General features: G+C 69.7%; 25 protein-coding genes. 12 read left to right on the top strand and 13 right to left on the bottom strand.

All coding sequences use genetic code 11. The features are described 5' to 3' along the window. Nucleotides 1–40 precede the first annotated feature (40 nt). Both NVS89_RS08555 and NVS89_RS08550 read right to left on the bottom strand, forming a co-directional pair. Entirely contained in the window at nt 41–526 is a 486-nt protein-coding gene (locus NVS89_RS08555; RefSeq protein WP_258732191.1) for a cyclic nucleotide-binding domain-containing protein, read from the bottom strand. A gap of 60 nt (nt 527–586) precedes the next feature. After that, nucleotides 587–1,273, bottom strand: coding sequence for a response regulator transcription factor (locus NVS89_RS08550; protein ID WP_258732190.1), 687 nt, complete (start codon nt 1,271–1,273; stop codon nt 587–589). 287 nt (nt 1,274–1,560) lie between these two features. On the opposite strand from NVS89_RS08550, the gene NVS89_RS08545 reads away from it, so the two are divergent. Continuing rightward, nucleotides 1,561–2,028: a L,D-transpeptidase family protein gene (locus tag NVS89_RS08545; protein WP_309486529.1), complete on the top strand. Its 468-nt coding sequence runs from the start codon at nt 1,561–1,563 to the stop codon at nt 2,026–2,028. 28 nt (nt 2,029–2,056) lie between these two features. Here NVS89_RS08545 and NVS89_RS08540 read toward each other — a convergent pair whose 3' ends face one another. Then, the gene (locus NVS89_RS08540; RefSeq protein ID WP_258732188.1) at nt 2,057–2,740 is read right to left on the bottom strand and encodes a YggS family pyridoxal phosphate-dependent enzyme; all 684 of its coding nucleotides are present in this window, start codon (nt 2,738–2,740) and stop codon (nt 2,057–2,059) included. 160 nt (nt 2,741–2,900) lie between these two features. On the opposite strand from NVS89_RS08540, the gene NVS89_RS08535 reads away from it, so the two are divergent. From NVS89_RS08535 to holA, 4 genes are all read left to right on the top strand, one after another. Continuing rightward, the gene (locus NVS89_RS08535) at nt 2,901–4,688 is read left to right on the top strand and encodes a sensor domain-containing diguanylate cyclase (protein WP_258732187.1); all 1,788 of its coding nucleotides are present in this window, start codon (nt 2,901–2,903) and stop codon (nt 4,686–4,688) included. An 85-nt stretch (nt 4,689–4,773) separates the two neighbouring features. Then, the gene (gene leuS, locus NVS89_RS08530) at nt 4,774–7,383 is read left to right on the top strand and encodes a leucine--tRNA ligase (RefSeq protein WP_258732378.1); all 2,610 of its coding nucleotides are present in this window, start codon (nt 4,774–4,776) and stop codon (nt 7,381–7,383) included. Then, on the top strand, nt 7,370–8,113 hold the full coding sequence (locus tag NVS89_RS08525; RefSeq protein WP_258732186.1) for a hypothetical protein: 744 nt from the start codon (nt 7,370–7,372) through the stop codon (nt 8,111–8,113). The genes leuS and NVS89_RS08525 overlap by 14 nt, the downstream gene beginning before the upstream one ends. Before the next feature lie 7 nt (nt 8,114–8,120). Beyond that, nucleotides 8,121–9,146: a DNA polymerase III subunit delta gene (gene holA, locus NVS89_RS08520; RefSeq protein WP_258732185.1), complete on the top strand. Its 1,026-nt coding sequence runs from the start codon at nt 8,121–8,123 to the stop codon at nt 9,144–9,146. Between the two features lie 33 nt (nt 9,147–9,179). Here the strand turns inward: holA and NVS89_RS08515 are convergent, their stop codons facing one another. From NVS89_RS08515 to mnmE, 5 genes are all read right to left on the bottom strand, one after another. Further along, nucleotides 9,180–10,091, bottom strand: a complete 912-nt coding sequence (locus tag NVS89_RS08515) for a ParB/RepB/Spo0J family partition protein (protein ID WP_258732183.1) — start codon at nt 10,089–10,091, stop codon at nt 9,180–9,182. An 11-nt stretch (nt 10,092–10,102) separates the two neighbouring features. Further along, nucleotides 10,103–10,975 (bottom strand): ParA family protein, encoded by an 873-nt coding sequence (locus NVS89_RS08510; protein ID WP_309486528.1) that lies wholly within the window; start codon nt 10,973–10,975, stop codon nt 10,103–10,105. A 30-nt stretch (nt 10,976–11,005) separates the two neighbouring features. Beyond that, complete coding sequence (gene rsmG / locus NVS89_RS08505) at nt 11,006–11,659, bottom strand: 16S rRNA (guanine(527)-N(7))-methyltransferase RsmG (protein ID WP_258732182.1); 654 nt, start codon at nt 11,657–11,659, stop codon at nt 11,006–11,008. A gap of 56 nt (nt 11,660–11,715) precedes the next feature. Next, nucleotides 11,716–13,572 (bottom strand): tRNA uridine-5-carboxymethylaminomethyl(34) synthesis enzyme MnmG, encoded by a 1,857-nt coding sequence (gene mnmG / locus NVS89_RS08500; RefSeq protein ID WP_258732181.1) that lies wholly within the window; start codon nt 13,570–13,572, stop codon nt 11,716–11,718. 185 nt (nt 13,573–13,757) lie between these two features. Beyond that, nucleotides 13,758–15,161, bottom strand: a complete 1,404-nt coding sequence (gene mnmE / locus NVS89_RS08495; RefSeq protein WP_258732180.1) for a tRNA uridine-5-carboxymethylaminomethyl(34) synthesis GTPase MnmE — start codon at nt 15,159–15,161, stop codon at nt 13,758–13,760. A gap of 90 nt (nt 15,162–15,251) precedes the next feature. Between mnmE and NVS89_RS08490 the strand changes: the two genes are divergently transcribed. Then, entirely contained in the window at nt 15,252–17,285 is a 2,034-nt protein-coding gene (locus tag NVS89_RS08490; RefSeq protein WP_258732179.1) for a thioredoxin domain-containing protein, read from the top strand. Nucleotides 17,286–17,501: 216 nt separating this feature from the next. Here NVS89_RS08490 and NVS89_RS08485 read toward each other — a convergent pair whose 3' ends face one another. The 4 genes from NVS89_RS08485 to hemE all read right to left on the bottom strand — a co-directional run bounded on the left by NVS89_RS08485 (nt 17,502) and on the right by hemE (nt 20,953). After that, nucleotides 17,502–17,915 (bottom strand): hypothetical protein, encoded by a 414-nt coding sequence (locus tag NVS89_RS08485; RefSeq protein WP_258732178.1) that lies wholly within the window; start codon nt 17,913–17,915, stop codon nt 17,502–17,504. 33 nt (nt 17,916–17,948) lie between these two features. Further along, nucleotides 17,949–19,214, bottom strand: coding sequence for a transcription termination factor Rho (rho, locus tag NVS89_RS08480; protein WP_258732177.1), 1,266 nt, complete (start codon nt 19,212–19,214; stop codon nt 17,949–17,951). Nucleotides 19,215–19,456: 242 nt separating this feature from the next. Further along, nucleotides 19,457–19,882: a protoporphyrinogen oxidase HemJ gene (hemJ, locus tag NVS89_RS08475; protein ID WP_258732176.1), complete on the bottom strand. Its 426-nt coding sequence runs from the start codon at nt 19,880–19,882 to the stop codon at nt 19,457–19,459. An 18-nt stretch (nt 19,883–19,900) separates the two neighbouring features. Then, nucleotides 19,901–20,953 carry a uroporphyrinogen decarboxylase gene (hemE, locus tag NVS89_RS08470; protein WP_258732175.1) on the bottom strand — a complete coding sequence of 351 codons (1,053 nt, stop codon included), beginning with the start codon at nt 20,951–20,953 and terminating at the stop codon, nt 19,901–19,903. Nucleotides 20,954–21,281: 328 nt separating this feature from the next. Between hemE and NVS89_RS08465 the strand changes: the two genes are divergently transcribed. Genes NVS89_RS08465 through dnaQ form a run of 5 tightly spaced genes read left to right on the top strand, consistent with a single transcriptional unit; the run spans nt 21,282 to nt 24,897 of the window. Beyond that, nucleotides 21,282–22,115 (top strand): pyruvate, water dikinase regulatory protein, encoded by an 834-nt coding sequence (locus NVS89_RS08465; RefSeq protein WP_258732376.1) that lies wholly within the window; start codon nt 21,282–21,284, stop codon nt 22,113–22,115. Nucleotides 22,116–22,117: 2 nt separating this feature from the next. Beyond that, nucleotides 22,118–22,744 (top strand): Maf family protein, encoded by a 627-nt coding sequence (locus tag NVS89_RS08460; RefSeq protein ID WP_258732173.1) that lies wholly within the window; start codon nt 22,118–22,120, stop codon nt 22,742–22,744. After that, nucleotides 22,741–23,586 carry a shikimate dehydrogenase gene (locus NVS89_RS08455; protein ID WP_258732172.1) on the top strand — a complete coding sequence of 282 codons (846 nt, stop codon included), beginning with the start codon at nt 22,741–22,743 and terminating at the stop codon, nt 23,584–23,586. Before NVS89_RS08460 ends, NVS89_RS08455 begins: the two co-directional genes overlap by 4 nt. After that, nucleotides 23,583–24,206, top strand: coding sequence for a dephospho-CoA kinase (coaE, locus tag NVS89_RS08450; protein ID WP_258732171.1), 624 nt, complete (start codon nt 23,583–23,585; stop codon nt 24,204–24,206). Before NVS89_RS08455 ends, coaE begins: the two co-directional genes overlap by 4 nt. After that, nucleotides 24,199–24,897, top strand: a complete 699-nt coding sequence (gene dnaQ / locus NVS89_RS08445) for a DNA polymerase III subunit epsilon (protein ID WP_258732170.1) — start codon at nt 24,199–24,201, stop codon at nt 24,895–24,897. The genes coaE and dnaQ overlap by 8 nt, the downstream gene beginning before the upstream one ends. Before the next feature lie 52 nt (nt 24,898–24,949). Here dnaQ and secB read toward each other — a convergent pair whose 3' ends face one another. Then, the gene (gene secB, locus NVS89_RS08440; protein WP_258732169.1) at nt 24,950–25,417 is read right to left on the bottom strand and encodes a protein-export chaperone SecB; all 468 of its coding nucleotides are present in this window, start codon (nt 25,415–25,417) and stop codon (nt 24,950–24,952) included. 437 nt (nt 25,418–25,854) lie between these two features. Here secB and NVS89_RS08435 point away from each other — a divergent pair, with 437 nt between their 5' ends. Continuing rightward, nucleotides 25,855–26,580: a Tim44/TimA family putative adaptor protein gene (locus NVS89_RS08435; protein WP_258732168.1), complete on the top strand. Its 726-nt coding sequence runs from the start codon at nt 25,855–25,857 to the stop codon at nt 26,578–26,580. The last annotated feature ends 1 nt before the right edge of the window (nt 26,581 follow it).

The raw sequence follows: 26,581 nt of genomic DNA, 5'->3' as shown, positions 1-26,581 counted from the left end.
GTTTCGCCGGCCGCGTGAACGGGCGACGGCGGCGCCCGCGCTAACGGCGCGGCGGGGTGTCGAGCGCCTCGATCTTCGCGCGCACCACATCGAGCTCGCCCAGCGTGTCGCGCACCCGCCCGCTCAGCTCGCGGCCGATCCGCACAGCGGCGTCGGGATAGCCCTCGATGGTGCGCAGGAAGAACACGCGCGGGATGCGGATGACGACCGACTCCTCGATCGCCGTCGCGGTGGCGGGGCGCTTGGTCTCGGTGATCAGCGCCATCTCGCCCAGCAGCGAGCCCGGCCCGGCCTCCGCCTTCTGCCCGGGCCGGCGGGCGAGCGCGGGGTCCTCGCGGTTCAGGCGCAGGCGCCCCTTGGCCACCACATAGGCGGCCTCGGCGAACTGGCCCTCGCGGAACAGGATCTCGCCTTCCGCCAGCGGCCTTGTGTCCGAACTGATGGCAAGGACCCGCAGCACGTCCTTTCCCAGCAGCCGCAGCAGCGGCACCCGGTCGAGCAGTGCGATATCGTCCTCAATGGACATCCGACGGCGAACTCTCCGGCCTCACAGCGGAATCTCGGCGGACCGGGCGCATGCGTCCGGTCAGGGGAGCAGCTTGTAGCCGCCGGCTTCGGTCGCGAGCAGGTTGGGATGCGAGGGGTCTTTCTCGATCTTCTGCCGCAGACGGTAGATGTGCGTTTCCAGCGTGTGGGTGGTTACGCCGGAGTTGTAGCCCCAGACCTCCTGCAGAAGGATTTCCCGCGCCACCGGCTTCTTACCGGCACGGTAAAGATAGCGCAGGATCGCGGTTTCCTTCTCGGTCAGGCGGATCTTGGAGTTGCGGTCGGTCACCAGCATCTTGGCGCCGGGCCGGAAGGTGTAGGGTCCGATGGTGAAGACCGCGTCCTCGCTCGCCTCGTGCGAGCGCATCTGGGCGCGGATGCGCGCCAGCAGTACGGCGAAGCGGAACGGCTTCACCACGTAGTCGTTGGCGCCCGCCTCCAGCCCCATGATGGTGTCGCTGTCGGTGTCGTGGCCGGTCAGCATGATGACCGGCGCCTTGAAGCCGCCCTCGCGCATCTTGCGCACCGCCTCGCGCCCGTCCATGTCGGGCAGGCCGACATCCATCAGCACCAGGTCGATGCGGCTGTCGTCGACCGCGCTCATCGCGGCCTGGGCGGAATCGACGGCGACGACCTCGAACTCGTCATAGAGCGAGAGCTGCTCGACCAGCGCCTCGCGCAGCTCATTGTCGTCGTCGACCACCAGGACCCGCTGTGCATTCGCCATGTCCGCTCTCCCGAACCTCTTGTTCGCGCCACGCCGCACGTTCACTCTCGCGCGGCGCTGGATGGATTGCCGTGGGCCACCCGACTAGGCAGGCCGGGCGCGTTCGGCAAGAGTCGGCAGCCCGCGGTGCAGGACACGAGCGGGTTCGTGACGTGATCGTGAACGGAAAACGCGTGAAGAAGAAGGCCCTTCGCGGTCCTAACCGTACGAAATCCCCCACGAAACGCGCCCGGAGCCTGTCCGGGCTGCGTGTCGTCGCCCTTCCGGGCCGGCAAACGCGCGGCCTCGTGCTCACGGAAGGTCACCCCATACCAGTCGTGCTCGGCGCGGGGGGAATCAGGCGCGACAAGCGCGAGGGCGACGGTGCGACGCCGGCAGGGCTGTGGCACCCGCGCGAGTTGCGCTTCCGCGGCGATCATCTCCGCCAGCGGCCGCGCAGCCTCCTCCCCACTCGCCCGACCCGGCCGGAGGACGGCTGGTGCGACGACCCCGAGGACGGGCGCTACAACCGGCCGGTGCGCCTTCCCTTCGCGCCCTCGCACGAGCGGATGTGGCGCGCCGACGGGCTCTACGACCTCGTGATCGTGCTCGACCACAACACCCGCCCGCGGCAGGCGCGGCGCGGATCGGCCGTGTTCCTGCATCTCGCCCGCGAGGGCTTCGCGCCGACCGCCGGTTGCGTCGCCTTCCGGCGGGCGGACCTGCTGCGCCTGCTGGCGCGCCTGTCGCCGCGCACGCGCATCCACGTCGGCTGACGTCGATGGACTTGGATTCGTGTCCGGCCTAGCGTCCGCCGAAGATCGCGCTGCCCACCCGCACATAGGTGGCGCCGAGGCCGATTGCGGTCTCGAAATCGCCGCTCATGCCCATGGAAAGCGTCGACAGCCCGTTGCGCCGCGCAATGGTCGCGAGCAGGGCGAAATGCGGCGCCGCCGGCTCGTCCGCCGGCGGGATGCACATCAGCCCCTCGACGGCGAGACCGTGGGTATCGCGGCAGGTGGCGATGAAGGCGTCGGCCTCTTCGGGCGCGACGCCGGCCTTCTGCGGCTCCTCGCCGGTATTCACCTGCACCAGCAGGCGCGGCGCGGGACGGGCTTCCGGCCGGGCCAGCTCCTTGGCGAGGGCGGCGGCGAGCGAGGGCCGGTCGAGCGTATGGATGACGTCGAACAGCGCCAGCGCCTCGCGCACCTTGTTGGTCTGCAGCGGGCCGATCAGGTGCAGCTCGATGTCGGGATGCGCGGCACGCAGGGCCGGCCACTTGCCCTTCGCCTCCTGCACCCGGTTCTCGCCGAACAGGCGCTGGCCGGCCTCGATGGCGGGCGCGATGTGGGCCGCCTCGAAGGTCTTGGAGACGGCGACGAGGTGGACCTCGTCCGGCGCGCGCCCGGCGTCGCGGCAGGCACGCTCGATGCGGGCCCGCACCTCGGCGAGGCGGTGGACCACCAGGCTGTCCTGCTCCACTGTCATGCTGATCTCCGGCCGGCGACGCGCCCGCAATGCGAGGTGACGGGGCCATTGTCAAGGAAAGCGGCTTGAAACATGCGGTTCTTGCTGTATCTCACTTCTTGGCGTTCGTGCCGCAACGATAACTCCCTGCAATGGCAGATACGCCGACCCGGGATTGGCCGTGACCGAGGACAACCAGCCGGGTGCCGATGGCGTCGACCGCCTGCGGCGCCGGCAGGGCGAGGTAAAGCCCTCGCGCACCGTCAGCCTTCGCCTACGTCTCGGCTTCCTCGCCGCGCTGGCCATGACGCTGGTTATTGCCGAGCGCACGATGAGCATCGTCCGGCTCGAACGCAGCGACCTCGCCGCTGCCGAGCGCCATGTGTTCGAAGTTACCGAGCGCGGCGTCTCCCAGTACCAGAACGCCCTGGTCTCGATCCGCACCATGCTGGCGACCCTCGCCTCCGACAGCCAGATGACGCCGGAGGACGCGTTCAGCTTCTCGCCGGGCACCGACCCACAGGCCCCGCCACCCGATCCCGGCCTCACGCCCAGCACGCCGGAGATCTGCTCGCGCCTCGGCCGCGTGCTGGAGGTGGTGCCGGTGGCGGATTCGCTCGCCGTCACCGCCGCCAACGGCATCGTGCGCTGCGGCACCTCGCCGAACGCCGAGGGCCTCGACCTGTCCGGGCGCGACTATTTCCGCATCGCCATGCGCGGTATCCCCTCGATCGACACGGTGGCGCGCTCCTTCGTCACCGGGCTGCCGAGCGTCTATGCCGCCCAGTCGCTGGTGGCGCCGGGCGGCCGGGTCGCCGGCGTGCTGGTGGCGCGGGTCGATATCCGCGAGCTGTTCCCGCTCGAGATCGTCAGCGAGCTTGGGCCCGGCGCCGAGATGATGATCGTCGACCCGGCGGGCCGGGTCATGATCACCTATCCCGAGGACCCGGCGCTGATCGGCCGCGAGATGGGGCAGAAGGCCTTCGTCGCCCCCTCGCTCAGCCGCACCAGCGGCACGGTCACCGCCCAGGGCCCGGATGGCGTGCGCCGCATCTACGGCTACAGCCGCCTGCCTTCCACCAACATGCACCTGCTGGTCGGCGTCGACGAGCGCACCATCCTGACGCCGATCGAGCGCGCCACCTTCCAGGCCGGCATGACGTTGCTGCTGGCGAGCTGCATCATCTTCCTCGGCCTGTGGATCGCCGGCGAGCGGCTGATCGTGGCGCCGGTGCGCGCGCTCGCCAACCGGCTGGTGCGCTTCGGCCGCGGCGAGGCGATCGAGACCGAGCGGGCACCGACCCTGATCACCGAGATCCAGCCGCTGGCGGTCGCCTTCGAATCCATGACCGAGGAGCTGACCCGGCGCGAGAACGCGCTGCGCAGCGCCAACCGGCGCCTCAGCTCGCTCGCCAGCCTCGACCCGCTGACCGGCATCGCCAACCGGCGCAGCTTCGACGCGGTGGCCGCGCTGCAATGGGGCACCGCCTCGCAGCTCGCGATGCTGATCCTCGACATCGACCACTTCAAGAAGTTCAACGACCGCTACGGCCACAAGGAAGGCGACGACTGCATCCGCCGGCTGGCGCAGGCCCTGGCCTCGACCGTGCGCGGCACCGACATCGTCGCGCGCATCGGTGGCGAGGAGTTCGCGGTGCTCATGCCCGGCGCCGCGGTGGAGGCGGCGAGCGACGTCGCCGAGCGGCTGCGCGCGGCCGTCGAGAAACTCGCCATTCCCCATGATGGCCTGCCGGCCGGCTTCGTCTCGATCAGCGTCGGCTGCGCCGCCTGCCGGCCCGGGCCGGAGATCACGCTGTCCGACCTGTTCGTCGCCGCCGACCGGGCGCTCTACGACGCCAAGGCGGCGGGCCGCAACGCGGTGCGCTGCGCGCCCTCGGTGCGCCACGAGCCCGACCCGGAAGCGGCCATCGTCTCCTCCTCGGACGGCGGAACGTCAGCCGACGGTTGACCGGGCGCCGGACTTCGTGCCTAGTCCCGCGCCATCCGATGACATCCTGACCAGGCCTAGACGACATCCGCCCATGAACCCGCCGATGAGCACCGAGCGCTACAACGCACGCGAGGCCGAGCCCCGCTGGCAGAAGATCTGGGACGAGCGCGGCATCTATCGCACCCGCAACGACGATCCCCGTCCGAAATACTACGTGCTCGAGATGTTCCCCTATCCGTCCGGGCGCATCCATATCGGCCACGGTCGCAACTACGTCATGGGCGACGTGGTGGCGCGCTTCAAGCGGATGAAGGGCTTCAACGTCCTGCACCCGATGGGCTGGGACGCCTTCGGCCTGCCGGCCGAGAACGCCGCCATCGAGCGCAAGACCCATCCGCGCGAATGGACCTACGAGAACATCGCCACCATGCGCGAGCAGCTCAAGCTGCTCGGCCTGTCGCTCGACTGGTCGCGCGAGATCGCGACCTGCGACGTCGACTATTACGGCGAGCAGCAGCGCATCTTCCTCGACTTCTTCAAGGGCGGCTTCGTCTATCGCCGCGAGAGCGAGGTGAACTGGGACCCGGTCGACAACACCGTGCTCGCCAACGAGCAGGTGATCGACGGGCGCGGCTGGCGCTCGGGCGCGCTGGTCGAGCGGCGCAAGCTCGCCCAGTGGTTCTTCCGCATCTCCGACGCCTCGGACGAGCTGCTCGCCGGCCTCGACACGCTGGAGCGCTGGCCCGAGAAGGTGCGCCTGATGCAGCGCAACTGGATCGGCCGCTCCGAGGGGCTGCATGTGCGCTTCGCGCTGGAGAACCCGGCGCCCGAGCTGCCGCAGGAGATCAAGGTCTACACCACCCGGCCGGACACGCTGTTCGGCGCCTCCTTCCTCGCGCTCTCGCCCGGCCATCCTCTGACCGAGACGCTGGCCGCGACCGATCCGGCGCTGAAGGCCTTCGTCGAGGAATGCCGGCGTGGCGGCACCTCCACCGCCGAGATCGAGACCCAGGAGAAGATGGGCTACGACACCGGCCTCACGGTGGCGCACCCGCTCGGCGGGCCGCACCTGCCGGTCTATGTCGCCAATTTCGTGCTGATGGAATACGGCACCGGCGCCATCTTCGGCTGCCCGGCGCACGACCAGCGCGACTACGACTTCGCCAGCAAATACGGCCTGCCGATCACCCCGGTCGTGCTGCCGCCCGACGCCGACCCGGCGAGCTTCGAGCTCGACGGCGGTCCCTATGAGGGCGACGGCACGCTGTTCCACTCCGGTTTCCTCAACGGCATGTCGGTGCCCGAGGCCAAGGAGGCGGTTGCCGCGCGGCTGGAGGGCGAACTGCTCGGCAATTCCGCCGTCGGCGAGCGCGCGGTGAACTACCGCCTGCGTGACTGGGGCATCTCGCGCCAGCGCTACTGGGGCTGCCCGATCCCGATCATCCATTGCGACGCCTGCGGCCCGGTCCCGGTGCCGCAGGACCAGCTCCCGGTGCGGCTGCCCGACGACGTCAGCTTCGACCAGCCCGGCAATCCGCTCGACCACCACCCGACGTGGAAGCACGTGACCTGCCCGCATTGCGGCGGGCCGGCGCGGCGCGAGACCGACACCATGGACACCTTCGTGGATTCGTCCTGGTACTTCGCCCGCTTCGCCTCCGAGCCCGGCACCGCGCCGCTGCAGAAGGCGGCGGCCGACCACTGGCTGCCGGTCGACCAGTATATCGGCGGCATCGAGCACGCGATCCTGCACCTGCTCTATTCGCGCTTCTTCATCCGCACGCTGAAGAAGCTCGGCCGGGTCTCGATCGAGGAGCCGTTCGCGGGCCTGTTCACGCAGGGCATGATCGTCCACGAGACCTATAAGGACACGGCTGGCAAGTGGCTGTTCCCGGAGGAAGTGGAGAAGCGGCCCGACGGCACCGCGGTCAAGGTCGGCACCGGCGAGCCGGTGACGGTCGGCGCGCCGGAGAAGATGTCGAAGTCCAAGCGCAACGTGGTGCCGCCCGAGATCGTCGCCGACACCTACGGCGTCGACTGCGCGCGCTGGTTCATGCTGGCCGACACGCCTCCCGAGCGCGACAGCGAGTGGACCAGCGCCGGCATCGAGGGCGCCTGGCGCTTCGTGCAGCGGATCTGGCGCCTGGTCGGCGACACCACCGCGCTGGCGCCCGCCGATACGCCGATGCCCGATCGTTTCGGTGACGAACCGATGGCCCTGCGGCGCGCCTCGCACCGGCTTGCGGCCCAGGTCGCGGACGATGTCGAGCGGCTGCGCTTCAACGTTGCCGTCGCCCGGGTGCACAGCTTCGCCAACCAGTTCGGCGACGCCATCGGCGCCGCGCGCAAGGCCGGCGTGACGCCCGACTGGGCGTTCGCCCTGCGCGAAGCCGCCGCCTTCCTCGTCGCCGTGGTCGCGCCGATGGTGCCCCATCTGGCCGAGGAATGCTGGGCGGGGATCGGTGGCGCCGGGCTCGCGGCGGAGGCGGGCTGGCCCGAGATCGACCCCGCGCTGCTGGTGGAGGACACCGTTACGCTGCCGATTCAGATCAACGGCAAGCGGCGCGGCGAGATCACCGTGCCGAAGGAAGCCAGCCCCGGCGAGGTCGAAAAGGCCGTGCTCGCGCTCGAGCTGGTGTCGCAGGCACTCGACGGGCGTGCGCCGAAGCGTATCATCGTGGTTCCGCAGAGGATCGTGAATGTCGTCGCCTGATTCGTCCCGCCGGACCGCTCGCCCGTCGACCCTCGGCCCGTCGACGCTCGGCTCGTCGACCCACCCTGCGCCGGTGCGCCGCGCATGGGGCTCCCGCCTGCTCGGCATCGCGGGCGCGGGGCTGCTCGCCCTGTCGACCGCCGGCTGCTTCCAGCCGATGTACGCGCAGAAGCCGGACGAGCAGGGCCCCTCGATGCAGCAGCAGCTCAGCGACATCGAGATCGTGTTCTCCGCAGGGCGCATCGGCAACGAGGTGCGCAACGACCTGATCTTCGCGCTCACCGGCGGTGCCGGTAATCCGTCCGGCACGCCCTATCGCCTCGAGATGCGCGCCACCGACAACACCACCGCGGCCATCGTCGATTCCGTGTCCGGCCTTCCCGAGGTCGAGCTGGTCTCGGTGCAGGCGCTCTGGCGCCTGGTCGACAACACCGACCCGAAGAAACCGGTCACGCTGACCTCTAACATGGCCTTCGGCAAGGCATCGGTGGACAGCGGCTACCAGCGCTTCGCTCGCGAGCGCGCCATTCGCGACGCACAGAACCGCGCCTCCCAGGTGGTGGCCGACACCATCAAGATGCAGCTCGCTTCCTATTTCGCCACCAAGCGCGCCAATGGCGGCAAGGAGCCCGGCAGCCAGGCGGCCGGCGCCCCGGCATCGGGCACGCCGGCCGCCGGTGGGCAGACGCTCGGCACGGGTGCGCCCGTCGGCGGCGCGCCCAAGAGCTGACCTTCCCATGGTTGCCGTCCGGCCCGGCGACGTCGAGGCGACGCTCTCGCGCATCGACCCGCTCCGGCCGGTGGTCCTGCTCTACGGCCCCGATACCGGTCTGGTGCGCGAGCGCGCGAGCGCCTATCTCGCCCGCGCCGGCCAGGGAACCAGCGACCCATTCGGCACGATCCGTCTCGACGGCGACGAGATCGCCGGCGATCCGGGCCGGCTGGCCGACGAGGCCGGCACGGTGGCGCTGTTCGGCGGCCGGCGGGTGGTCTCGGTGCGTGCCGGCAGCCGCAACATCGTCCCCGCAGTCGAGGCGCTGCTCGCCGTGCCGATGGAGGACGCGGTTGTCGTCATCGAGGCCGGCGACCTCAAGCGCGGCACCGGCCTGCGGGCGCTGTGCGAATCGTCCCCGCGCGCCCTCGCCATCGCCTGCTACGCCGACACCGACCGCGATCTTGGCCGGCTGGTCGACACCATGACCGCCGAGGCCGGCATTCCCATCGAGCGCAATGCGCGGGCCGAGCTGATGGGCCTGCTCGGCGGCGACCGCCTCGCCTCGCGCGGCGAAATCGCCAAGCTGCTGCTCTACGCCGCCGGCGAGCCGCGCATCACCGCCGAGCATGTGCGCGCCATCGTCGGCGACGCCTCGAGCCTCGCCATCGACGAGGTGTCCGACGCCGCGCTCGCCGGCATGCCGTCGGAGATGTCGGGCGCGTTCGCGAAGGCGATCCATGAGGGGATGCGGCCCGACGTGCTGCTCGGTGCGGTGTGCCGGACGGTGCAGGGCCTGCACATGATGCGGCTCGGCATCGAGGCCGGCGGCAGTGTCGAGCGGGCCATCGACGGCGCGAGGCCGGCCATCCATTTCCGCCGCAAGCCCTTGATCGAGAAGGCGCTTCGGAGCTGGAACAGCGAGCGGCTGAAGGTGGTTCTGCTGGCGCTCGACGACGCCTTGCTGGCGGCCCGCCGCAATGCCGCGCTGGGCCCGGCCATCGCCGAGCGCGCCCTGCTTCAGATCGCCGGCGCCGCCCGCCGCGGCTGACGACCGCGCCCGGGTGCCGGCGCGCTCACACGCTCAGCTTCCCGCGAGGCGCCGGCAGACCTCGTCGAGCTGGTCGAGCGAGGAATAGCGGATGCGCACCTCGCCGGCCTCGCCATCATGGCGCAGCGTCACCTGCAGGCCGAGCGCATCGGAGAGCCGACGCTGCAGCGCCGCCGTGTCGGCGTCGAGCGCGGCCGCCGCCTTCGGCTTGCGCGGCGGCTTGCCGGCCGCTTCCGCCCGGGCGACGTTCAGCTCCTGCGCCAGCGCCTCGATCGCGCGGACATTCATGCCCTGCTCGACGATCACCCGCGCCAGCTGCTCGGGGTCGTCCTGGGTCAGCAGCGCACGCGCATGACCGGCCGAAAGCCGCCCGTCGGAGACATAGGCCTTCACCGATTCCGGCAGCTTGAGGAGACGCATCGTGTTCGCGACATGGCTGCGGCTCTTGCCGATCACCCGCGCCAGGTCGTTCTGCGAATAGCCGAACTGGTCCGACAGCGACTGGTAGCCGGCCGCCTCCTCCAGTGGGTTGAGGTCGGCGCGCTGCACGTTCTCGATGATCGCGATCTCGAGCGCCTCGCGGTCGTCGACCTCGACCACCACGATCGGCACCTCGTGCAGCCCGGCGCGCTGCGAGGCGCGCCAGCGCCGCTCGCCGGCGACGATCTCGAAGGCATCGCGCTGGCCGGGCACCGCCCGCACCACGATCGGCTGGATGATGCCGCGCTCGCGGATCGAGCCGGCGAGATCCTCCAGATCTTCCTCGGCGAAGCTGCGGCGCGGGTTGCGCGGGTTGGCCCGCAGGAAGGCGAGCGGCACCCGCCGCTGGCCGCCGGCCGGGCGCGCGGGCGCCCCGCCGAGATCGCTCATCTCGCCCATATCGCCGATCAGGGCCGCGAGACCGCGACCGAGCCGCGAACGTCCGCCGTCATCCGCCATGGCCATTGACGCCTCCCTCAGACCGCCGCCGCCCTGCGCAGGGTGCGCTCGCGCTGGATTATTTCGGATGCGAGACGAAGATAGGCCTGCGATCCGACGCATTTGAGATCGTAGAGCAGCACCGGCTTGCCGTAGGACGGCGCCTCCGACACCCGGACATTGCGCGGTATGATGGTCTCGTAGACCTTGTCGCCCATGAACTGGCGCACATCGTCCACCACCTGCGACGACAGATTGTTCCGCGCGTCGAACATGGTGAGCACGATGCCGTGGATCGACAGACCGGGATTGAGCGTCGTGCGAACCTGGTCGACCGTCTTGAGAAGCTGAGACAGGCCCTCCAGCGCGAAGAACTCGCACTGCAGCGGCACCAGGATCGCGTTCGCCGCCGCCATCGCGTTGACCGTGATCAGGTTTAGCGAGGGCGGGCAGTCGATCAGCACGTAGCTGTAGGGAAAATCGTTTCCATCCCGAAACGACGTGTCGCCGTTCAGCCGCGCGATGGCGTCGCGCAGGCGGAACGCGCGGTCGCGCGCAGTGGCGAGTTCCAGCTCCAGCCCGGACAGGTCCATGGTGGAGGGCACGATATGCAGGCGCGGCACCGCGGTTTCCAGCACCGCGTCGCGCAGCTCCACCTCGCCCACCAGCACGTCATAGGTCGAGATCCGGCGGGCACGCCGGTCGATGCCGAGGCCGGTCGAAGCGTTGCCCTGCGGGTCGAGGTCGACCACCAGCACCGTCTCGCCGATGGCCGCGAGCGCGGTGCCGAGATTGATCGCCGTCGTCGTCTTGCCGACACCGCCCTTCTGGTTGGCGAGGGCCAGCACGCGCGGCATGCGCCGCCCGGCGCCTTCCGGCGCAAGGGGGACAAGCGGAGCCTGCTCACTCATCGTTTCGACCCTTTCACCTGCCCGGCGGCATCACGTGGCCGGCGCCACTGGGACGGCGGATGTCACGATCAGGATCCGGCCGCTGCGGTCCGTCACGCTGGGCGCGATCCTTGACGCGATTCTCCAAGATTTAGCTGAATCGGTCAATTCGTTATCAACATCTTGTCCCTTCAGAAAAAGCCCCGTGGCGCCTTGGGCGAGGAAGGGATGGGCGAGTTCGAGGAGCCTGGCGAGCGGGGCGAGCGCCCGCGCCGACACCACCTCGACACCCGGTGCCAACTCGGCGGCGACACGCTCGATCCGCGCCGGCACCACCGTCGCCGGCAGCTCGGCGATCCGCGCCGCCTCGCGCAGGAATGCCGCCTTGCGGCTGTCGCTCTCGACCAGCGTCACATCCGCCCCCGGCCGCTCGGCCAGCATCGCCGCCACGACGAGCCCGGGAAAGCCGCCGCCCGAGCCGAGGTCGACCCAGCGCCGGGCCTCCCCGGCGAGCGGCACGAGCTGGAGCGAATCCGCCACATGGCGCATCCACACATCCGGCAGGCTCGCCGGCGCGACGAGGTTGATGGTGCGCTGCCACTTCTGCAGCAGCGTGACGATGGCGTCGAGCCGCTCCGCTGTTTCACGTGAAACAGGGACCAGCTCCAGGGCCCGGTCCCGGCCGGCCGAATCGCTCTTGCTCATGCGCCATATTCGCCCCGAACGGCCCGGCCGCGCTACTGGCCACGCGTCGCGCGGGCCTATCGCGCCTTGCGAGCCTGCGCCGCCAGCAGGGCAAGCGCGGCCGGCGTCATGCCGTCGATCCGGCTCGCCTGGCCAATGGTACGGGGCCGAATCGATTGAAGCTTGGCCTTGATCTCGTTGGAGATGCCGGCCAGCGCCGAATAGTCGACCTCCGGCAGCGCCGCCGCCTCGTTGCGGCGGAACGACAGGATGTCGGCTTCCTGCCGGTCGAGATAGACCGCGTATTTCGCGTCGATCTCGACCTGCTCGCCGATCCGCGCATCCTCACCCGCGGCTTCCGGCCAGATGCGGCAGATGTCGGTCCAGCCGACATGCGGATAGGACAGCAGGTCGAACGCCGTCCGCCGCTGGCCGTCGCGGTTCAGCGCCAGCCCGTGCCGCTCGCCCTCGCCCGGCGTCAGCGAGACGGAACGGCTCCACTCGCGCACCCGAGCCAGCGCGGCGCTCTTCGCCCCGAACCGCGCCCGCCGCTCGTCCCCGATCAGCCCCAGCGCCTCGCCGCGCGCAGTCAGCCGCTGGTCTGCATTGTCGGCCCGCAGAGACAGGCGGTACTCGGCGCGCGAGGTGAACATGCGGTAGGGCTCGCTGACGCCCCGGGTGACGAGGTCGTCGATCATCACCCCGATATAGGCCTCGGCCCGGTCGAAGGTGACGCCCTCCTCCCCGCCCGCGCGGCGCGCCGCATTCAGCCCGGCGACCAGACCCTGCGCGCCCGCTTCCTCATAGCCGGTGGTACCGTTGATCTGACCGGCCAGGAAGAGCCCGCGCAGGCGCCGCAACTCCAGCGTCGGCTCCAGCTCCCGCGGGTCGACATGGTCGTACTCGATGGCGTAGCCGGGCCGGCTCATCACCACCCGCTCGAGCCCGGGAATGGTGGCGAGCAGCGCCGCCTGCACCTCCTCGGGCAGCGAGGTGGAGATGCCGTTCGGATAGACCGTCGGGTCGTCGAGCCCCTCCGGCTCCAGGAAGATCTGGTGACCCTCCCGCTCGCCGAAGCGCACGATCTTGTCCTCGATCGAGGGGCAGTAGCGCGGGCCGACGCTGCGGATGTTCCCCGAATACATCGCCGAGCGGGCGATGTTGGCGCGGATCACCTCATGCGTCGCCGGTGTGGTGCGGGTGATGCCGCAGGCGATCTGCTCGGTGGTGATGCGCTCCGTCAGGGTCGAGAATGGTTCCGGCGGCGAATCGCCCGGCTGCATCTCCAGCGATGCCCAGTCGATAGTCCGCCCGTCGAGCCGCGGCGGCGTGCCGGTCTTCAACCGGCCGAGCGTCAGGCCGAGCCGCGCCAGCGAGGTGGAAAGCCCGCGCGCCGGCGCCTCCTCCATCCGCCCGGCCGGAAGCTGGCGGTCGCCGATATGGATCAGCCCGTTGAGAAAGGTGCCGGTGGTGATGACCACCGCGCCGGCGCTCAGCCGGCGCCCATCCGCGAGCCGCAGGCCGGCGACCCGCCCGTTGGCGACGATCAGCTCGTCCGCCTCGCCCTCGACGACGGAAAGGTTCGCCTGCGAATCGATCGCCTGCTGCATTGCCCGTGCATAGAGACGACGGTCGGCCTGCGCCCGCGGGCCGCGTACCGCCGGCCCCTTGCGCCGGTTGAGAACCCGGAACTGGATTCCGCCCGCGTCGGCGACCCGCCCCATCAGCCCGTCCAGCGCATCGATCTCGCGCACCAGGTGGCCCTTGCCGAGCCCGCCGATGGCCGGATTGCAGGACATGGCGCCGATCGTATCGCGCCGATGGGTGACCAGCGCCGTCGCCGCGCCAAGCCGCGCCGCCGCGGCAGCCGCCTCGGTCCCCGCATGCCCGCCGCCGATCACGACGACATCGAATTTCATTTCATCGACTGCCATGGCGTCACTCGTCGCGGGTGCGCGCCCGCATGTAAATCGCCGCTGTTGAGCCCTGTCCGTCCGCCGCCGTCAAGCCTCACGAGATGAAGCGGCCGGAGGCGCAAGTCCTCACACGTGATTCACGTGAAACATTCCGGGTGCGAATCGCTCTTTGCGCCGCCGCTGTTTCACGTGAAACCGGGCTCCTATTTGCCGACGCAGAACTCGCGGAACACCACGTCCAGCAGGTCCTCGATGTCGATGGCGCCGGTGATCCGACCGAGTGCGCGGCCGGCGAGACGCAGTTCTTCGGCGAGAAGCTCGTCGCTCAGTTTGTCCCATCCCGCGAGCGCGACCGACAGATGCCCGGCTGCATCCTGCGCATTCGCCCGATGCCGCTCGCGGATCAGCGCGGGGTGCTCGCCCCCTCCCGCCCGCGCGGCGACGGCCTCCGCCAGCGCGGAGGTCAGCGTGTCCAGCCCCTCGCCCTCGCGGGCGGAGATCGCGAAGTCGCGTGTCGCCCAATCGGGCCGCACGAAGGCCGCCGCGCCGGCATCGACCTTGTTGGCGAGCAGCCAAAGTTCCGCCTGCGAATCGATGTCCGGTCGCGTCTGCGGGGGCGGCTCCGCGGCGACGTCGTGAACCCAGAGCACGAGATCCGCCCCTTCGATGCGGGCACGGGCGCGGCGGATTCCTTCCGCCTCCACCGCCCCCTCCGCCGTCCGCAGCCCGGCCGTGTCGATCAGCGTCGCCTTGTGCCCGCCGAGATCGAGCGCGACTTCCAGCACGTCGCGGGTGGTGCCCGGCTCGTCAGAGACGATGGCGATGTCGCGCGCGGCGAGCGCGTTGATGAGCGAGGACTTGCCGGCATTCACCCGGCCGGCGATGGCGATGGTCGCGCCGTCGCGCAGCAGCGCCCCGCGCCGATCCTTCAGCGCCGCCTCGAGCTCGGCGCGCAACTGCTCCGCCTCCGGCCGGGCGAGAGCGCGCGCCTCAGCCGGCACGTCGTCCTCGTCGGCGAAGTCGATGCCCGCCTCGATCAGCGCCATGGCGCGGATCAGCCGCTCGCGCCAGCGCGCCACCTGCTCGCCGAGATGACCGAAGGCATGGGCGAAGGCTAGCCGGCGCTGCGCCTCAGTCTCGGCCGAGAGCAGGTCCGCGAGGCCTTCCGCCTCGGCGAGGTCCATCCGCCCGTTCAGAAAGGCGCGGCGGGTGAACTCGCCCCGCTCGGCCGGCACGATGCCGGGCACGGCGATCAGCGCGTCGAGCGCCGCCGCCACCACGGCGCGCCCGCCATGCACCTGGAACTCGGCCATGTCCTCGCCGGTCGCGCTGCGCGGTCCCGGCAGCCAGAGCACCAGCGCGCGGTCGATCTCGGCCCCGCTCGCGGGATGGCGCAGCGTGGCGAGCGTGGCCCGGCGCGGCTCGGGCAGGCGCCCGGCGAGCGCCGTCACCGCCGCGCCCGCCTGAGGGCCGGAGACGCGGATCACCGCCACCGCTGCCGTGCCGCTGCCGGACGAGACGGCGGCAATGGTCGAGCCGCTGGTCGCGCGCCCATCTGCCGTGCGCCCGCTCGGCCCGTCCTCATTAACCCGGCGCGCGTCCTTCATCGGTCTTCCTTTTTACGTGACCCGTCCCGCACGACGCCCTATCTCGCTAGCATCACTATTCCGCCGACCCGTCAGAAGCCGGAGAGAGTCTTGCCCAACCGCCTCCAGCACGCCGCCAGCCCCTACCTGCTCCAGCACAAGGACAACCCGGTCGACTGGTGGCAATGGCAGCCCGACGCGTTCGAGGAGGCCCGCCGCAGCGGCCGGCCGATCCTGCTCTCCGTCGGCTACGCGGCCTGCCACTGGTGCCACGTCATGGCCCATGAGAGCTTCGAGGACGAGGCGACCGCCGCGGTGATGAACGAGCTGTTCGTGAACATCAAGGTCGATCGCGAGGAGCGGCCCGACGTCGACCAGATCTACATGTCGGCGCTGCAGCAGCTCGGCGTCCAGGGCGGCTGGCCGATGACCATGTTCCTCGACGCCGAGGGCGCGCCGTTCTGGGGCGGCACCTATTTTCCCAAGGAAGCCCGCTACGGCCAGCCCGCCTTCACCGACGTGCTGCAGACCATGGCCGGCGCCTATCGCAGCGGCGACCCGCGCATCGCCTCCAACCGGGAGGCGCTGCTCGAGCGCCTGCGCACCAAGGCGCAGCCGGAGGGGCGCGTCACCATCGGCCCGAACGAGCTCGACGACGTCGCCGGCCGCATCCTCGGCATCATGGACACCGCCCATGGCGGGCTGCAGGGCGCGCCGAAGTTCCCCAACACGCCGTTCCTGGAACTGCTCTGGCGCGCCCATGAGCGCACCGGGCGGCAGCGCTTCCGCGACGCCGCGCTGCACGCGCTGGACGGCATGAGCGAGGGCGGCATCTACGACCACATCGGCGGCGGCTATGCCCGCTATTCGGTCGATGAGCGCTGGCTGGTGCCGCACTTCGAGAAGATGCTCTACGACAATGCGCAGATCCTGGAGCTGCTGGGCCTTGCCTATAGCGAGACGCTGGCCGACCTGTTCCGTGCCCGCGCCGAGGAAACCGTCGCCTGGCTGAAGCGCGAGATGCTGACCGAAAGCGGCGCCTTCGCCGCCAGCCTCGACGCCGATTCGGAAGGCCATGAGGGGCGCTACTATGTCTGGACGCTCCGGCAAATCCTCGACGCGCTCGGCGCGGAGGATGCCGAGTTCTTCGCCCGGCACTACGACATCACCCCCTTCGGCAACTGGGAGGGGGTGTCGATCCCCAACCGGCTGAAGGAGACGGAGCGCTCCGGCGCCGACGAGATGCGCCTCGCCATGCTGCGCGACAAGCTATTGGCGGTGCGTGCCGCGCGCGTGCCGCCGGGGCGCGACGACAAGGTGCTCGCCGACTGGAACGGGCTGATGATCGCCGCGCTCGCCGGTGCCGCGCCGCGCTTCGGGCGCCCGGAATGGACCGGGATGGCGGCGCGCGCCTTCCGTTTCATCGCCGAATCGATGAGCCGGAACGGCCGGCTCGGCCATAGCTGGCGCACCGGCAAGCTGGTCTATCCCGGGCTCTCCAGCGACTACGCGGCGATGATCGGCGCCGGCCTCGCCCTTCACCAGGCGACCGGCGAGGTCTTCTATCTCGAGCAGGCCATCGCCTGGCAGAGGGCGCTGGAGACCCATCACGCGGCCGAAGACGGCGGCTACTACCTCACCGCCGATGACGCCGAGGGGCTCATCCTGCGCCCGGAGGCGACGGCGGACGACGCCATCACCAACCCGAACGCGCTGATCGCCCGCAACCTCGTCACGCTTGCCACGCTCACCGGCGAGGAAGCCTGGCGCGCGCGGGCCGACCGGCTGTTCGACGGGCTGCTGCCGCGCGCGGCAGCCAATCTCTACAGCCATGCCGGCCTGCTCAACGCGCTCGACGCGCGGGTGCGGACGACCGAGATCGTCATCACCGGCCCCGCCGACGACCCGGCCGCCGATGCGCTGCTCGACGCGGCGCGGCGGCTGCCGCGGGCCGGTCTCGTCATCCAGCGCGCCGGTGATCCCGCCGCGCTGCCGGAGACCCATCCGGCACGCGCCAAGGCGACGGCGGCCGAGGGCGCGGCCGCCTTCGTATGCAGCGGAGCGGTCTGTTCGCTACCCGTTACGGAACCGAATCGACTTGCCGAGCAGGTTACACGAGTCGATGCCGGCGCCCCGGCCGGATGAAGGGTAGCGCGCTCGCCCTAGGCGCTCAATGTGGACAGCCCTGTGGATAAATCAGCGATCAGGCGGCCGCATGGCACAGATCGGCCCAGAAATGACCGCTGACGGCAAAGGACTTGCCGCCATATCGTTCCTTGGAACGACAGCGGAACGCCCGTCAGCAGTCAATTGTGGGGACAACCGTTTCGCGTACGAATCGAGTTTTGACTCGCGGAAGTTTCAACGCCGCCAGATGTCTCGCGACAGCTTGGCCTTGTCCTGCTCGCGGCGGCTGAACATGAGGTTCGCGAACATCAGCGGCAGCACGAGCGTGAGCGCGCTCGTGAGGTCCGCCTGCATCATGTAGGAGAGTCCGAGCTCCTCGCGCACCGCCGGCCCGATCACCGGGTCGACCAGGTCGGCCACCAGCGAGGAGTCGAACAGCGCCACTGGCACCCAGAGCGCCAGCGGCAGCCACCAGCGCCGGCAGGCCATCACCCAGCTCAGCGCCGCGACGCCGACCACGAGAAGCCAGAGCACGGCGGAAGGCGGCTCGCGCTCGGCGACGCCCGCGAAGGCGGGAGCGGCGGGCACCAGCCACGCCGCGCCCACCAGGGCGATCCATCGCACTATGCCTGCCGCAGCGGCCGTCATGCCCGCCTCCCGGCTCTCCCTGGCTTCCCGACGTCAGGTGTTCATCGAGTCGAAGAAGTCCGAATTGGTCTTGGTCTGGCGCAATTTGTCGAGCAGGAACTCGATCGCGTCAACCGTGCCCATCGGATTGAGGATTCGCCGCAGCACGTACATTTTCTTGAGCACGTCGGAAGGAACCAGCAGCTCTTCCTTGCGCGTGCCCGAGCGGGTGATGTCGATCGCCGGGAAGACGCGCTTGTCGGACACCTTGCGGTCGAGGATGACCTCGGAATTGCCGGTGCCCTTGAACTCCTCGAAGATCACCTCGTCCATGCGCGAACCGGTCTCGATCAGCGCGGTAGCGATGATGGTGAGCGAGCCGCCTTCCTCGATGTTGCGCGCCGCGCCGAAGAAGCGCTTGGGGCGCTGCAGGGCGTTGGCGTCGACACCGCCGGTCAGCACCTTGCCCGAGGACGGCACCACCGTGTTGTAGGCGCGCCCGAGGCGGGTGATCGAATCGAGCAGGATCACCACGTCGCGCTTGTGCTCGACGAGGCGCTTGGCCTTCTCGATCACCATCTCGGCGACCTGCACGTGGCGCGCGGCCGGCTCGTCGAAGGTGGAGGAGACCACCTCGCCCTTCACCGAGCGCTGCATGTCGGTGACTTCCTCCGGCCGCTCATCGATGAGCAGCACGATGAGGTAGCACTCGGGATGGTTGGTGGTGATCGACTGGGCGATGTTCTGGAGCAGAACCGTCTTACCCGTGCGCGGCGGAGCGACGATCAGGCCGCGCTGGCCCTTGCCGATCGGCGCCACGATGTCGATGATCCGCGCCGAGAAGTCCTTGCGCGTGGGATCCTCGATCTCGAGCTTCAGCCGCTCGTCGGGATAGAGCGGGGTAAGGTTGTCGAAGTTGATCTTGTGCCGGATCTTGTCCGGGTCTTCGAAATTGATCGTGTTGACCTTGAGCAGCGCGAAGTAGCGCTCGCCGTCCTTCGGGCTGCGGATCTGCCCCTCGACGGTGTCGCCGGTGCGCAGGCCGAAACGGCGGATCTGCGAGGGCGAGACATAGATGTCGTCGGGACCTGGCAGGTAGTTGGCGTCCGGCGAGCGCAGGAAGCCGAAGCCGTCGGAGAGGATCTCGACGACGCCTTCGCCGATGATGTCGGTCTCGCGCGCGGCAAGCTGCTTGAGGATGGCGAACATCAGCTCCTGCTTGCGCAGCGTGCTGGCGTTCTCGACCTCGAGTTCCTCGGCGAAAACGAGCAGTTCAGCCGGATTCTTGGACTTGAGGTCCTGGAGCTTCATTTCCCCCATGGGAAAGGGCCTCGGATGTTGGATTGCCCGGAAAGGCCAGATGAAAGCCGCCGGGAAAGAAGGATAAGGGAAGCGCTGGTCTGCGGACGTGGCCGAAGGGATCCGGCCCCCTGTCCGACACCCCGACCGACATCGCGAGACGATGGCGGTTTCAGCGGAGCGTCAGCCAGCTTCGTGGAAGAGTGGGCACCATAGGCAAAGCCGCGATCCTCCGCAACCCGCCTCGCCGCGCTTTCAGCACCTCAAAACGGTTTTACGATGACCAGTATGACGATGGCGATCATCAAAAGCGTCGGCACCTCGTTCATGATCCTGAAGAACCGCGCCGGGCGGGTGTTCCGGTCGGCCGCGAAGTCACGCACCCAGCGGGCCTGGAATTCCTGCGCCACGCTCAGCGCGATCACCAGCGCCAGCTTGGCGTGGAACCAGCCGGAGGTGAGCCAGCCGCCCTCCCAGGCGAGATAGGCGCCCGCCATCCAGGCGACCGCCATGGCCGGGCGGGCGATGGCGTTGAGCAGGCGCCGCTCCATCACCTTGAAGGTCTCGGACTGGGGCGAGCCCACCGGCGCGTCGCAGTGATAGACCATCAGCCGCGGCAGGTAGAGCAGCGCCGCCATCCAGGAGATGATGGCGACGACGTGCAGGGCCTTGATCCATTCATAGGCCATCGCTCGCTCCCGATTTCTTCAGCCGCGCACCAGGGCGATCATCTTCTCGACATGGGCGATCGGCGTCTCCGGGCGAATGCCGTGGCCGAGATTGAAGATGTGCGCCGCGCCGCGGAAATCCTGCATCAGCGCGCCGACCGCCTCCTCCAGCGCCGTCCCGCCGGCGATCAGCGCCAGCGGGTCGAGATTGCCCTGCAGTGCGCATTTCGCGCCCAGCGCGTAGCGCACGCCGCGCCGGTCCGCGGTCCAGTCGAGCCCGACGCCATTGACGCCGGTCCGCGCCACGAGCTCAGTGAGCCCCGCCAGCGTCGCCCCTTTCGGAAAGGCGATGATGCGCGCATCCGGAACCTCGGCCCGCACCAACGCGACGATCTGCCGGATCGGCTCGATGCTCCAGCGCCGGAACGCTTCCGGGTCGAGCACGCCGGCCCAGCTGTCGAAGATCTGCACCGCGTCCGCCCCGGCCCGGAGCTGGCCGACGAGATAGCGCGCGGAAGCTTCGACCAGCCGGTCGATCAGCGCCTCGAAGAAGGCGGGGTCGGTGAGCGAGGCGAGCCGTGCCGGCGCTTGGTCGGGCGTGCCGCGACCGGCAACCATGTAGGTCGCGACCGTCCACGGCGCCCCACAGAAGCCGAGCAGCGCGGTCTCGCGCGGCAGCTTCGCCCGGATGCCGGACACAGCTTCAAGCACCCGGTCGACCTTGTCCGCATCCAGATCGCCCCGCAGCGCCTTCAGGGCGGCGAGATCGGGCACCGGGCTCAGCCGTGGTCCCTCGCCGGCCTCGAAGGTCAAGTCGCAGCCCAGCGCATGGGGAACGACGAGGATGTCCGAGAACAGGATCGCCGCGTCGAAGCCGAAGCGACGGATCGGCTGCAGCGTCACCTCGACGGCGAAATCGGGCGTGTAGCACAGGGTGAGGAAGTCGCCGGCCCTGGCGCGCAGCTCGCGATATTCGGGCAGGTAGCGGCCGGCCTGGCGCATCATCCAGATCGGCGTGCGATCGGGCACATGCCCGTCGAGTGCCTGGAGCAGGATCGGCTGTCCATCCCCTCTGTCCGCCGGCGCCTTCATACTTATTTAATCTCTTTGAATGAAGAGTCGTCTGTGTTTAGGACAGGGCATTAGACGGGTTCCGGGCTCATCACAACCGGCCCCCAGCCCCGCCCACGGCGCGGCCTTCGGCGCGTTCCGAAAAGGGCTGGAATTACCGCCGCTTGCGCGGGCGCGACAGTTTATCCACGCTGTTCGCGCGGACGGCCGGATTCCACGCACAGCACGTTGAACTGTGGAAGGGCGGCCCCGCTTTCCCCAGACCGGACTTGCTAACGCGCGCCGGGCGTGTCTTGTTCCCGCTCCATGCACAGCCCTGTGGACAAGCGCCGTGATCGACGACGCTGAGATTCCGGAAAGCTATTTCCACCTTCATCTCGTGTCGGATTCGACCGGCGAGACGCTGCTGAGCGTCGGCCGGGCGGCCTCGGCGCAGTACAATGTGAAGGCGATCGAGCACATCTACCCGCTGGTCCGCACGCACAAGCAGCTCGACAAGGTGATCTGCGATCTCGAGGAATATCCCGGCATCGTGCTCTACACGTTGACCGAGCCCGATCTGCGCAACCGGCTGAAATCCTTCTGCCTGGAGAACGGCATTCCCGTGCTCTCCGTGCTGGCGCCGGTGGTGCGGCTGTTCCAGGCCTATCTCGGCGGCGACCCGACCCCGCGCGTCGGCGGCCAGCACCAGCTCGACGGAGAGTATTTCCGCCGCATCGACGCCATGAACTACACGGTGATGCACGATGACGGGCAGCACACCAGCGGGCTCGACGCGGCCGACGTGGTGCTGCTCGGCATCTCCCGCTCGTCCAAGACGCCGACCAGCATCTATCTCGCCAATCGTGGCATCAAGACCGCCAACATCCCGCTGGTGCCGAACATCCCAGTGCCGCCGGGCCTCGACGAATTGCGGCGCCCGCTGGTCGTCGGGCTGGTGGCGAGCCCCGAGCGCGTCGTCGAGATCCGCCGCAACCGCCTGCTCGGGCTGAATGCCGCCCAGCCCAACGACGCCTATACCGACCGCGACGCCGTGGCCGAGGAAGTGGCGTTTTCGCGCCGCCTGTGCGCGCGCCATGGCTGGCCGGTGATCGACGTCACCCGCCGCTCGATCGAGGAGACCGCGGCCGCCATCATCGCGCTGCTGCAGGAGCACCGGCGCAAGCTCTCCGAGGCGCGCTAGCGATGGCGCCCGCGACCCATCCGCTCTGGCGCGGAACGGCGCCCTTGGTGCTCGCCTCGAAAAGCGCCGCCCGCCGCGCGCTCCTTGAGGCCGCCCAGCTGCCGGTCGAGGCGCTCGCCGTGGATATCGACGAGCGCGCGCTGGAGGCGCAGGCCGTCTCGCGCGGCGCATTTCCCGCCGAGGTCGCCTCGGTTCTGGCCCGCGCCAAGGCACTGGCGGGCGGCGCGCTTTGCCCTGGCCGACTGGTGATCGGCGCCGACCAGACGCTGGCGCTGGGCGATGAGGCCTTCCACAAGCCGGCCGATCGCGCGGGCGCGCGGGACCAGATCGCCCGCCTCGCCGGGCATACCCATGCGCTCCATTCCGCCATCGCGCTTGCCCGGGACGGCGTGGTGCTGTTCGAGACCGTCGAGACCGCGCGCCTCACGATGCGCCCGCTCGACGCGAACACGCTCGACGCCTATCTCGACGCCGCCGGCGAGGCGGTGACTTCGAGCGTCGGCGGCTACCAGCTCGAAAATCTCGGCATCCACCTGTTCGAGCGCATCGAGGGCGACCATTCGGTGATCCTCGGCCTGCCGCTGCTGGCGCTGCTCGCCTTCCTGCGCCGGCATGGAGACCTGACATGACCCGCCGCGCCGCCGTCATCGGCCATCCGGTCGCCCATTCGCGCTCGCCGCTGATCCACGGCTACTGGCTGAAATCGCACGGCATCGACGGCAGCTACGGGCTTCTCGATGTCGCGCCGGGCGACATCGACCGCTTTCTCGGCGACTTCGCCGCCAGCGGCCTCGTCGGTGCCAATGTGACGGTGCCGCACAAGGAGGCGGCCTTTCGCGCCGCGCGCGAGCTCGACCCGGTGGCGGTGGCCCTCGGCGCGGTGAACACGCTGTGGCTGGAGGACGGGCGCCTGTGCGGCGCCAATACCGACGTGCATGGCTTCCTCGCCAATCTCGACGCCGCCCAGCCGGACTGGACCCGCGCGCTCGGCGAAGCCGTGGTGCTGGGCGCGGGCGGGGCCGCGCGCGGCATCATCCACGGCCTGCTCAGCCGCGGCCTCGACCGCGTGGTGGTGGCGAACCGTACCTTCGCCCGCGCCGAGGCGATGGGGGCCCATTTCGGGCCCCGCGTGCTGCCGGTCGAGTGGCGCGACATGCCGGCCAGGCTCGCCGGCTGCCGGCTCCTGGTGAACACCACCTCGCTCGGCATGAAGGGTCAGCCGCCGCTCGACATCGACCTGTCGCCGCTGTCGCCGGCCGCGCTCGTCACCGACATCGTCTATGTGCCTCTGGTGACACCGCTTCTCGCCACCGCGCGGGCGCAGGGGCTCGCCACGGTGGACGGGCTCGGCATGCTGCTGCATCAGGCGGTGCCGGGCTTCGAGCGCTGGTTCGGCGTGCGCCCGCAGGTCACGTCCGAGCTGCGCGAACTGGTGCTCGCCGACCTCGCCGCCAAGGGCCAGCTCGCATGAGCGGCGCGCGTCCCCTCCGGCTCGGCCTGACCGGCTCGATCGGCATGGGCAAGTCGACCACCGCTGCGATCTTCCGTGAATTTGGCGTCCCGGTGCACGACGCCGACGCGGCGGTCCACGCCATCTATGGCGCGGAAGGCGTCGGCCCGGTCGAAGAGGCCTTTCCCGGCGTCTCCATGGGCGGGCGGATCGACCGCACCCTGCTCGGCGCCCGGGTGCTGCACGACAAGGCGGCGATGGAGAAGCTGGAAGCGATCGTCCACCCGCTGGTGCACGCCCGCGAGGCCGCCTTTCTCGAACGCGCCGCCGCGGCGGGCGAACCGGTGGTCGTGCTCGACATCCCGCTGCTGTTCGAGACCGGCGCCGAGGGGCGGGTCGACGCGACGCTGGTCGTCACCGCGCCGGAAACGGTGCAGCGCGCCCGCGTTCTCGCCCGTCCGGGCATGACCGAGGCGAAATTCCAGGCGATCCTGTCGCGTCAGGTGCCCGATTCGGAAAAGCGCGCGCGGGCGGACTACCTCATCGACACCGGCCACGGGCTGCAGCATGCGCGCGAGCAGGTGGAAAAGCTGATCGCCGCGCTTCGCCAGCGCGCCAAAGGGGAGGCCGGCCATGCGTGAGATCGTGCTCGACACCGAAACCACCGGCCTCAACCCGCTCACCGGCGACCGGCTGGTGGAGATCGGCTGCGTCGAGATCTACAACCGCATCCCGACCGGCCAGAACTACCACGTCTACATCAATCCCGAGCGCGACATGCCGGCCGAGGCCTTCGCCGTGCACGGGCTGTCGAGCGAGTTCCTCGCCGACAAGCCGCTCTTTGCGGCGGTGGCGGAAGAGTTCCTCGCCTTCATCGGCAACGACCCGCTGGTGATCCACAACGCCGCCTTCGACATCGGCTTCCTCAATGCCGAGCTGGCGCGGCTCGGCCGTCCGGCGATCGTGTTCGACCGGGTGGTGGACACGCTGAGCCTGGCTCGGCGGCGCCATCCGGGCGGCTCGAACCGCCTCGACGACCTGATGACGCGCTACGGCATCGACGGCTCGCGCCGCACCAAGCACGGGGCGCTGCTCGATTCCGAATTGCTGGCGGAGGTCTATGCCGAACTGTGCGGCGGCAAGCAGACCGCGCTCAGCCTCACCATCGAGGAACGCACGGTCGTCGTTGCCGATGGCGGGCCGGCGGCGCCGTTGCAGCGCCCGCACCCGCTGCCCCCCCGGGTGCATGCCGAGGAGCTCGCCGCGCATGAGGCGTTCATCGCCACGCTGGGCGAGGGCGCGCTCTGGAACGGCTACGTGGCGGAGAAGTGAACCGCCCGGCGGCCTCCGTGTGAGGAGTGCCGCCGGCCGGGATTGCGTTCGCTCAGGAGGCGAGCACGTTGCTCGGCGGGGTCTTGGCCATGCGCTCGCGATAGAGCGTGACGAAATCCACCGGATCGATCATCAGCGGCGGGAAGCCGCCATTGCGCACCGTGTCGGCGACGATCTGCCGCGCGAACGGGAACAGCATGCGTGGGCACTCGATCATGATGAAGGGGTGCATGGTCTCCTGCGCCACGTTCTGGGCGCGGAACACGCCGGCATAGGCGAGCTCGACCGCGAACAGCGTCTTGCCGCCGCGCTCGGCCTTGGCTTCGATCTTCAGCTCGACCTCGAAGTCGCCGTCGCGGATCGGGCGCGCGTTTACGCCGATCTGGATGCCGATCTGCGGCTGTCCCGCCGGCTGCAGCGATTCGGGCGCGCCCGGATTCTCGAAGGACAGGTCCTTGGTGTACTGCGTCAGCACCTGGAGGGTGGGCATGGACGCGGCGGCGTTGTCGGTATCGGCCATCAGGATCTCCTCGGGTCCCCGCCGGCGGCAGGGCGCCTTTGCGGGGTCGTTCGCCGCTGGGTCGGAGGGTGCCGCCGCAGTCGGACGTCAAATCGGCGCGTGTCGCTAACACGGTTGCCGCCCGGCCTCAAGGCGCGCCGCGCCGGGCCGCGCCCGGGTACCGGAGGCGGCCCGCCGGGCGCGGCAAATCGCATCGAGCGTTGGCGCCGGATGGCCCCTTGCTCTACTCTTGCGTAAGGTAAGGGCGTTCCGGCCCTCGCGCGAGGTGATGACGTTACGTCAGTTCCCGGGCTGGCGAAATCGCGCGGACGGCGTAAATAGGCTGTAGAAGGCCGGGATCGGTCGTCGGTGGTGGACTTGAACGCAGCTCACACCACATATGACGATAAGGGTGCCATGGATGCCTGAGGCAAGGCGAAACGACGGCGATTAGCAACGTGTTCGATATCTATACGATCATCTTCCTGGCTCTCGCCGTGTTTATTTTCATACGGCTGCGCAGCGTGCTGGGTCAGCGTACCGGGCGCGAGCGACCGCCCTATGACCCCTATTCGCGGCGCGATCCCGCCAAGGCGCCGGCCGGCGGCTCGGACAAGGTCGTGAATTTTCCGGGCGCCGCCGAGGCTCCGGCGATTCCCGAGCCGGTCGAGCCCGCCGATCCAAACGAGCCGCGCCCGGCCCGCTGGACCGGCGTCGCCGAGGAAGGCTCGCCGGTCGCCGCCGGGCTCGACGCGATCGCGGTGCAGGAGCGCGGCTTCGACGCCCAGCACTTCATCACCGGTGCCCGCGCGGCCTATGAGATGATCGTCGTCGCCTTCGCCAAGGGCGACCGCGCGGCGCTGAAGGATCTGCTCGCCCGCGAGGTGTTCGAGGGCTTCTCCTCCGCCATCGCCGAGCGCGAGCAGCGCGGCGAGAAGATGGAGACCCACTTCGTCGGCCTCGAGAAGGCGGACATCGTCGAGGCACAGGTGAAGGGCCGTAGCGCCCAGATCACCGTGCGCTTCCTCTCCCAGCTCATCTCGGTGACGCGTAACCGCGCCGGCGACGTCATCGACGGCGATGCCGAGCAGGTGGTCGACGTCACGGACGTGTGGACCTTCGCCCGCGATCTCGGTGCGCGCGACCCCAACTGGAAGCTCGTCGCCACAGAGGCCGCTTCGTGAG

The organism is Ancylobacter mangrovi, from assembly GCF_024752355.1.
Lineage (GTDB): Bacteria > Pseudomonadota > Alphaproteobacteria > Rhizobiales > Xanthobacteraceae > Ancylobacter > Ancylobacter mangrovi.
Note: the sequence above shows the minus strand (reverse complement) of the source record. Positions and strands in the feature narration are given on the sequence as shown.

What these genes read in the sequence shown, in the direction of transcription:
- NVS89_RS08555 (WP_258732191.1), bottom strand. Translation starts at nt 526, where the DNA reads ATGTCCATTGAGGACGATATCGCACTGCTCGACCGGGTGCCGCTGCTG.
- NVS89_RS08550 (WP_258732190.1), bottom strand. Translation starts at nt 1,273, where the DNA reads ATGGCGAATGCACAGCGGGTCCTGGTGGTCGACGACGACAATGAGCTG.
- NVS89_RS08540 (WP_258732188.1), bottom strand. Translation starts at nt 2,740, where the DNA reads ATGACAGTGGAGCAGGACAGCCTGGTGGTCCACCGCCTCGCCGAGGTG.
- leuS (WP_258732378.1), top strand. Translation starts at nt 4,774, where the DNA reads ATGAGCACCGAGCGCTACAACGCACGCGAGGCCGAGCCCCGCTGGCAG.
- NVS89_RS08525 (WP_258732186.1), top strand. Translation starts at nt 7,370, where the DNA reads ATGTCGTCGCCTGATTCGTCCCGCCGGACCGCTCGCCCGTCGACCCTC.
- holA (WP_258732185.1), top strand. Translation starts at nt 8,121, where the DNA reads ATGGTTGCCGTCCGGCCCGGCGACGTCGAGGCGACGCTCTCGCGCATC.
- NVS89_RS08515 (WP_258732183.1), bottom strand. Translation starts at nt 10,091, where the DNA reads ATGGCCATGGCGGATGACGGCGGACGTTCGCGGCTCGGTCGCGGTCTC.
- NVS89_RS08510 (WP_309486528.1), bottom strand. Translation starts at nt 10,975, where the DNA reads ATGAGTGAGCAGGCTCCGCTTGTCCCCCTTGCGCCGGAAGGCGCCGGG.
- rsmG (WP_258732182.1), bottom strand. Translation starts at nt 11,659, where the DNA reads ATGAGCAAGAGCGATTCGGCCGGCCGGGACCGGGCCCTGGAGCTGGTC.
- mnmG (WP_258732181.1), bottom strand. Translation starts at nt 13,572, where the DNA reads ATGGCAGTCGATGAAATGAAATTCGATGTCGTCGTGATCGGCGGCGGG.
- mnmE (WP_258732180.1), bottom strand. Translation starts at nt 15,161, where the DNA reads ATGAAGGACGCGCGCCGGGTTAATGAGGACGGGCCGAGCGGGCGCACG.
- NVS89_RS08485 (WP_258732178.1), bottom strand. Translation starts at nt 17,915, where the DNA reads ATGACGGCCGCTGCGGCAGGCATAGTGCGATGGATCGCCCTGGTGGGC.
- rho (WP_258732177.1), bottom strand. Translation starts at nt 19,214, where the DNA reads ATGGGGGAAATGAAGCTCCAGGACCTCAAGTCCAAGAATCCGGCTGAA.
- hemJ (WP_258732176.1), bottom strand. Translation starts at nt 19,882, where the DNA reads ATGGCCTATGAATGGATCAAGGCCCTGCACGTCGTCGCCATCATCTCC.
- hemE (WP_258732175.1), bottom strand. Translation starts at nt 20,953, where the DNA reads ATGAAGGCGCCGGCGGACAGAGGGGATGGACAGCCGATCCTGCTCCAG.
- NVS89_RS08460 (WP_258732173.1), top strand. Translation starts at nt 22,118, where the DNA reads ATGGCGCCCGCGACCCATCCGCTCTGGCGCGGAACGGCGCCCTTGGTG.
- NVS89_RS08455 (WP_258732172.1), top strand. Translation starts at nt 22,741, where the DNA reads ATGACCCGCCGCGCCGCCGTCATCGGCCATCCGGTCGCCCATTCGCGC.
- coaE (WP_258732171.1), top strand. Translation starts at nt 23,583, where the DNA reads ATGAGCGGCGCGCGTCCCCTCCGGCTCGGCCTGACCGGCTCGATCGGC.
- dnaQ (WP_258732170.1), top strand. Translation starts at nt 24,199, where the DNA reads ATGCGTGAGATCGTGCTCGACACCGAAACCACCGGCCTCAACCCGCTC.
- secB (WP_258732169.1), bottom strand. Translation starts at nt 25,417, where the DNA reads ATGGCCGATACCGACAACGCCGCCGCGTCCATGCCCACCCTCCAGGTG.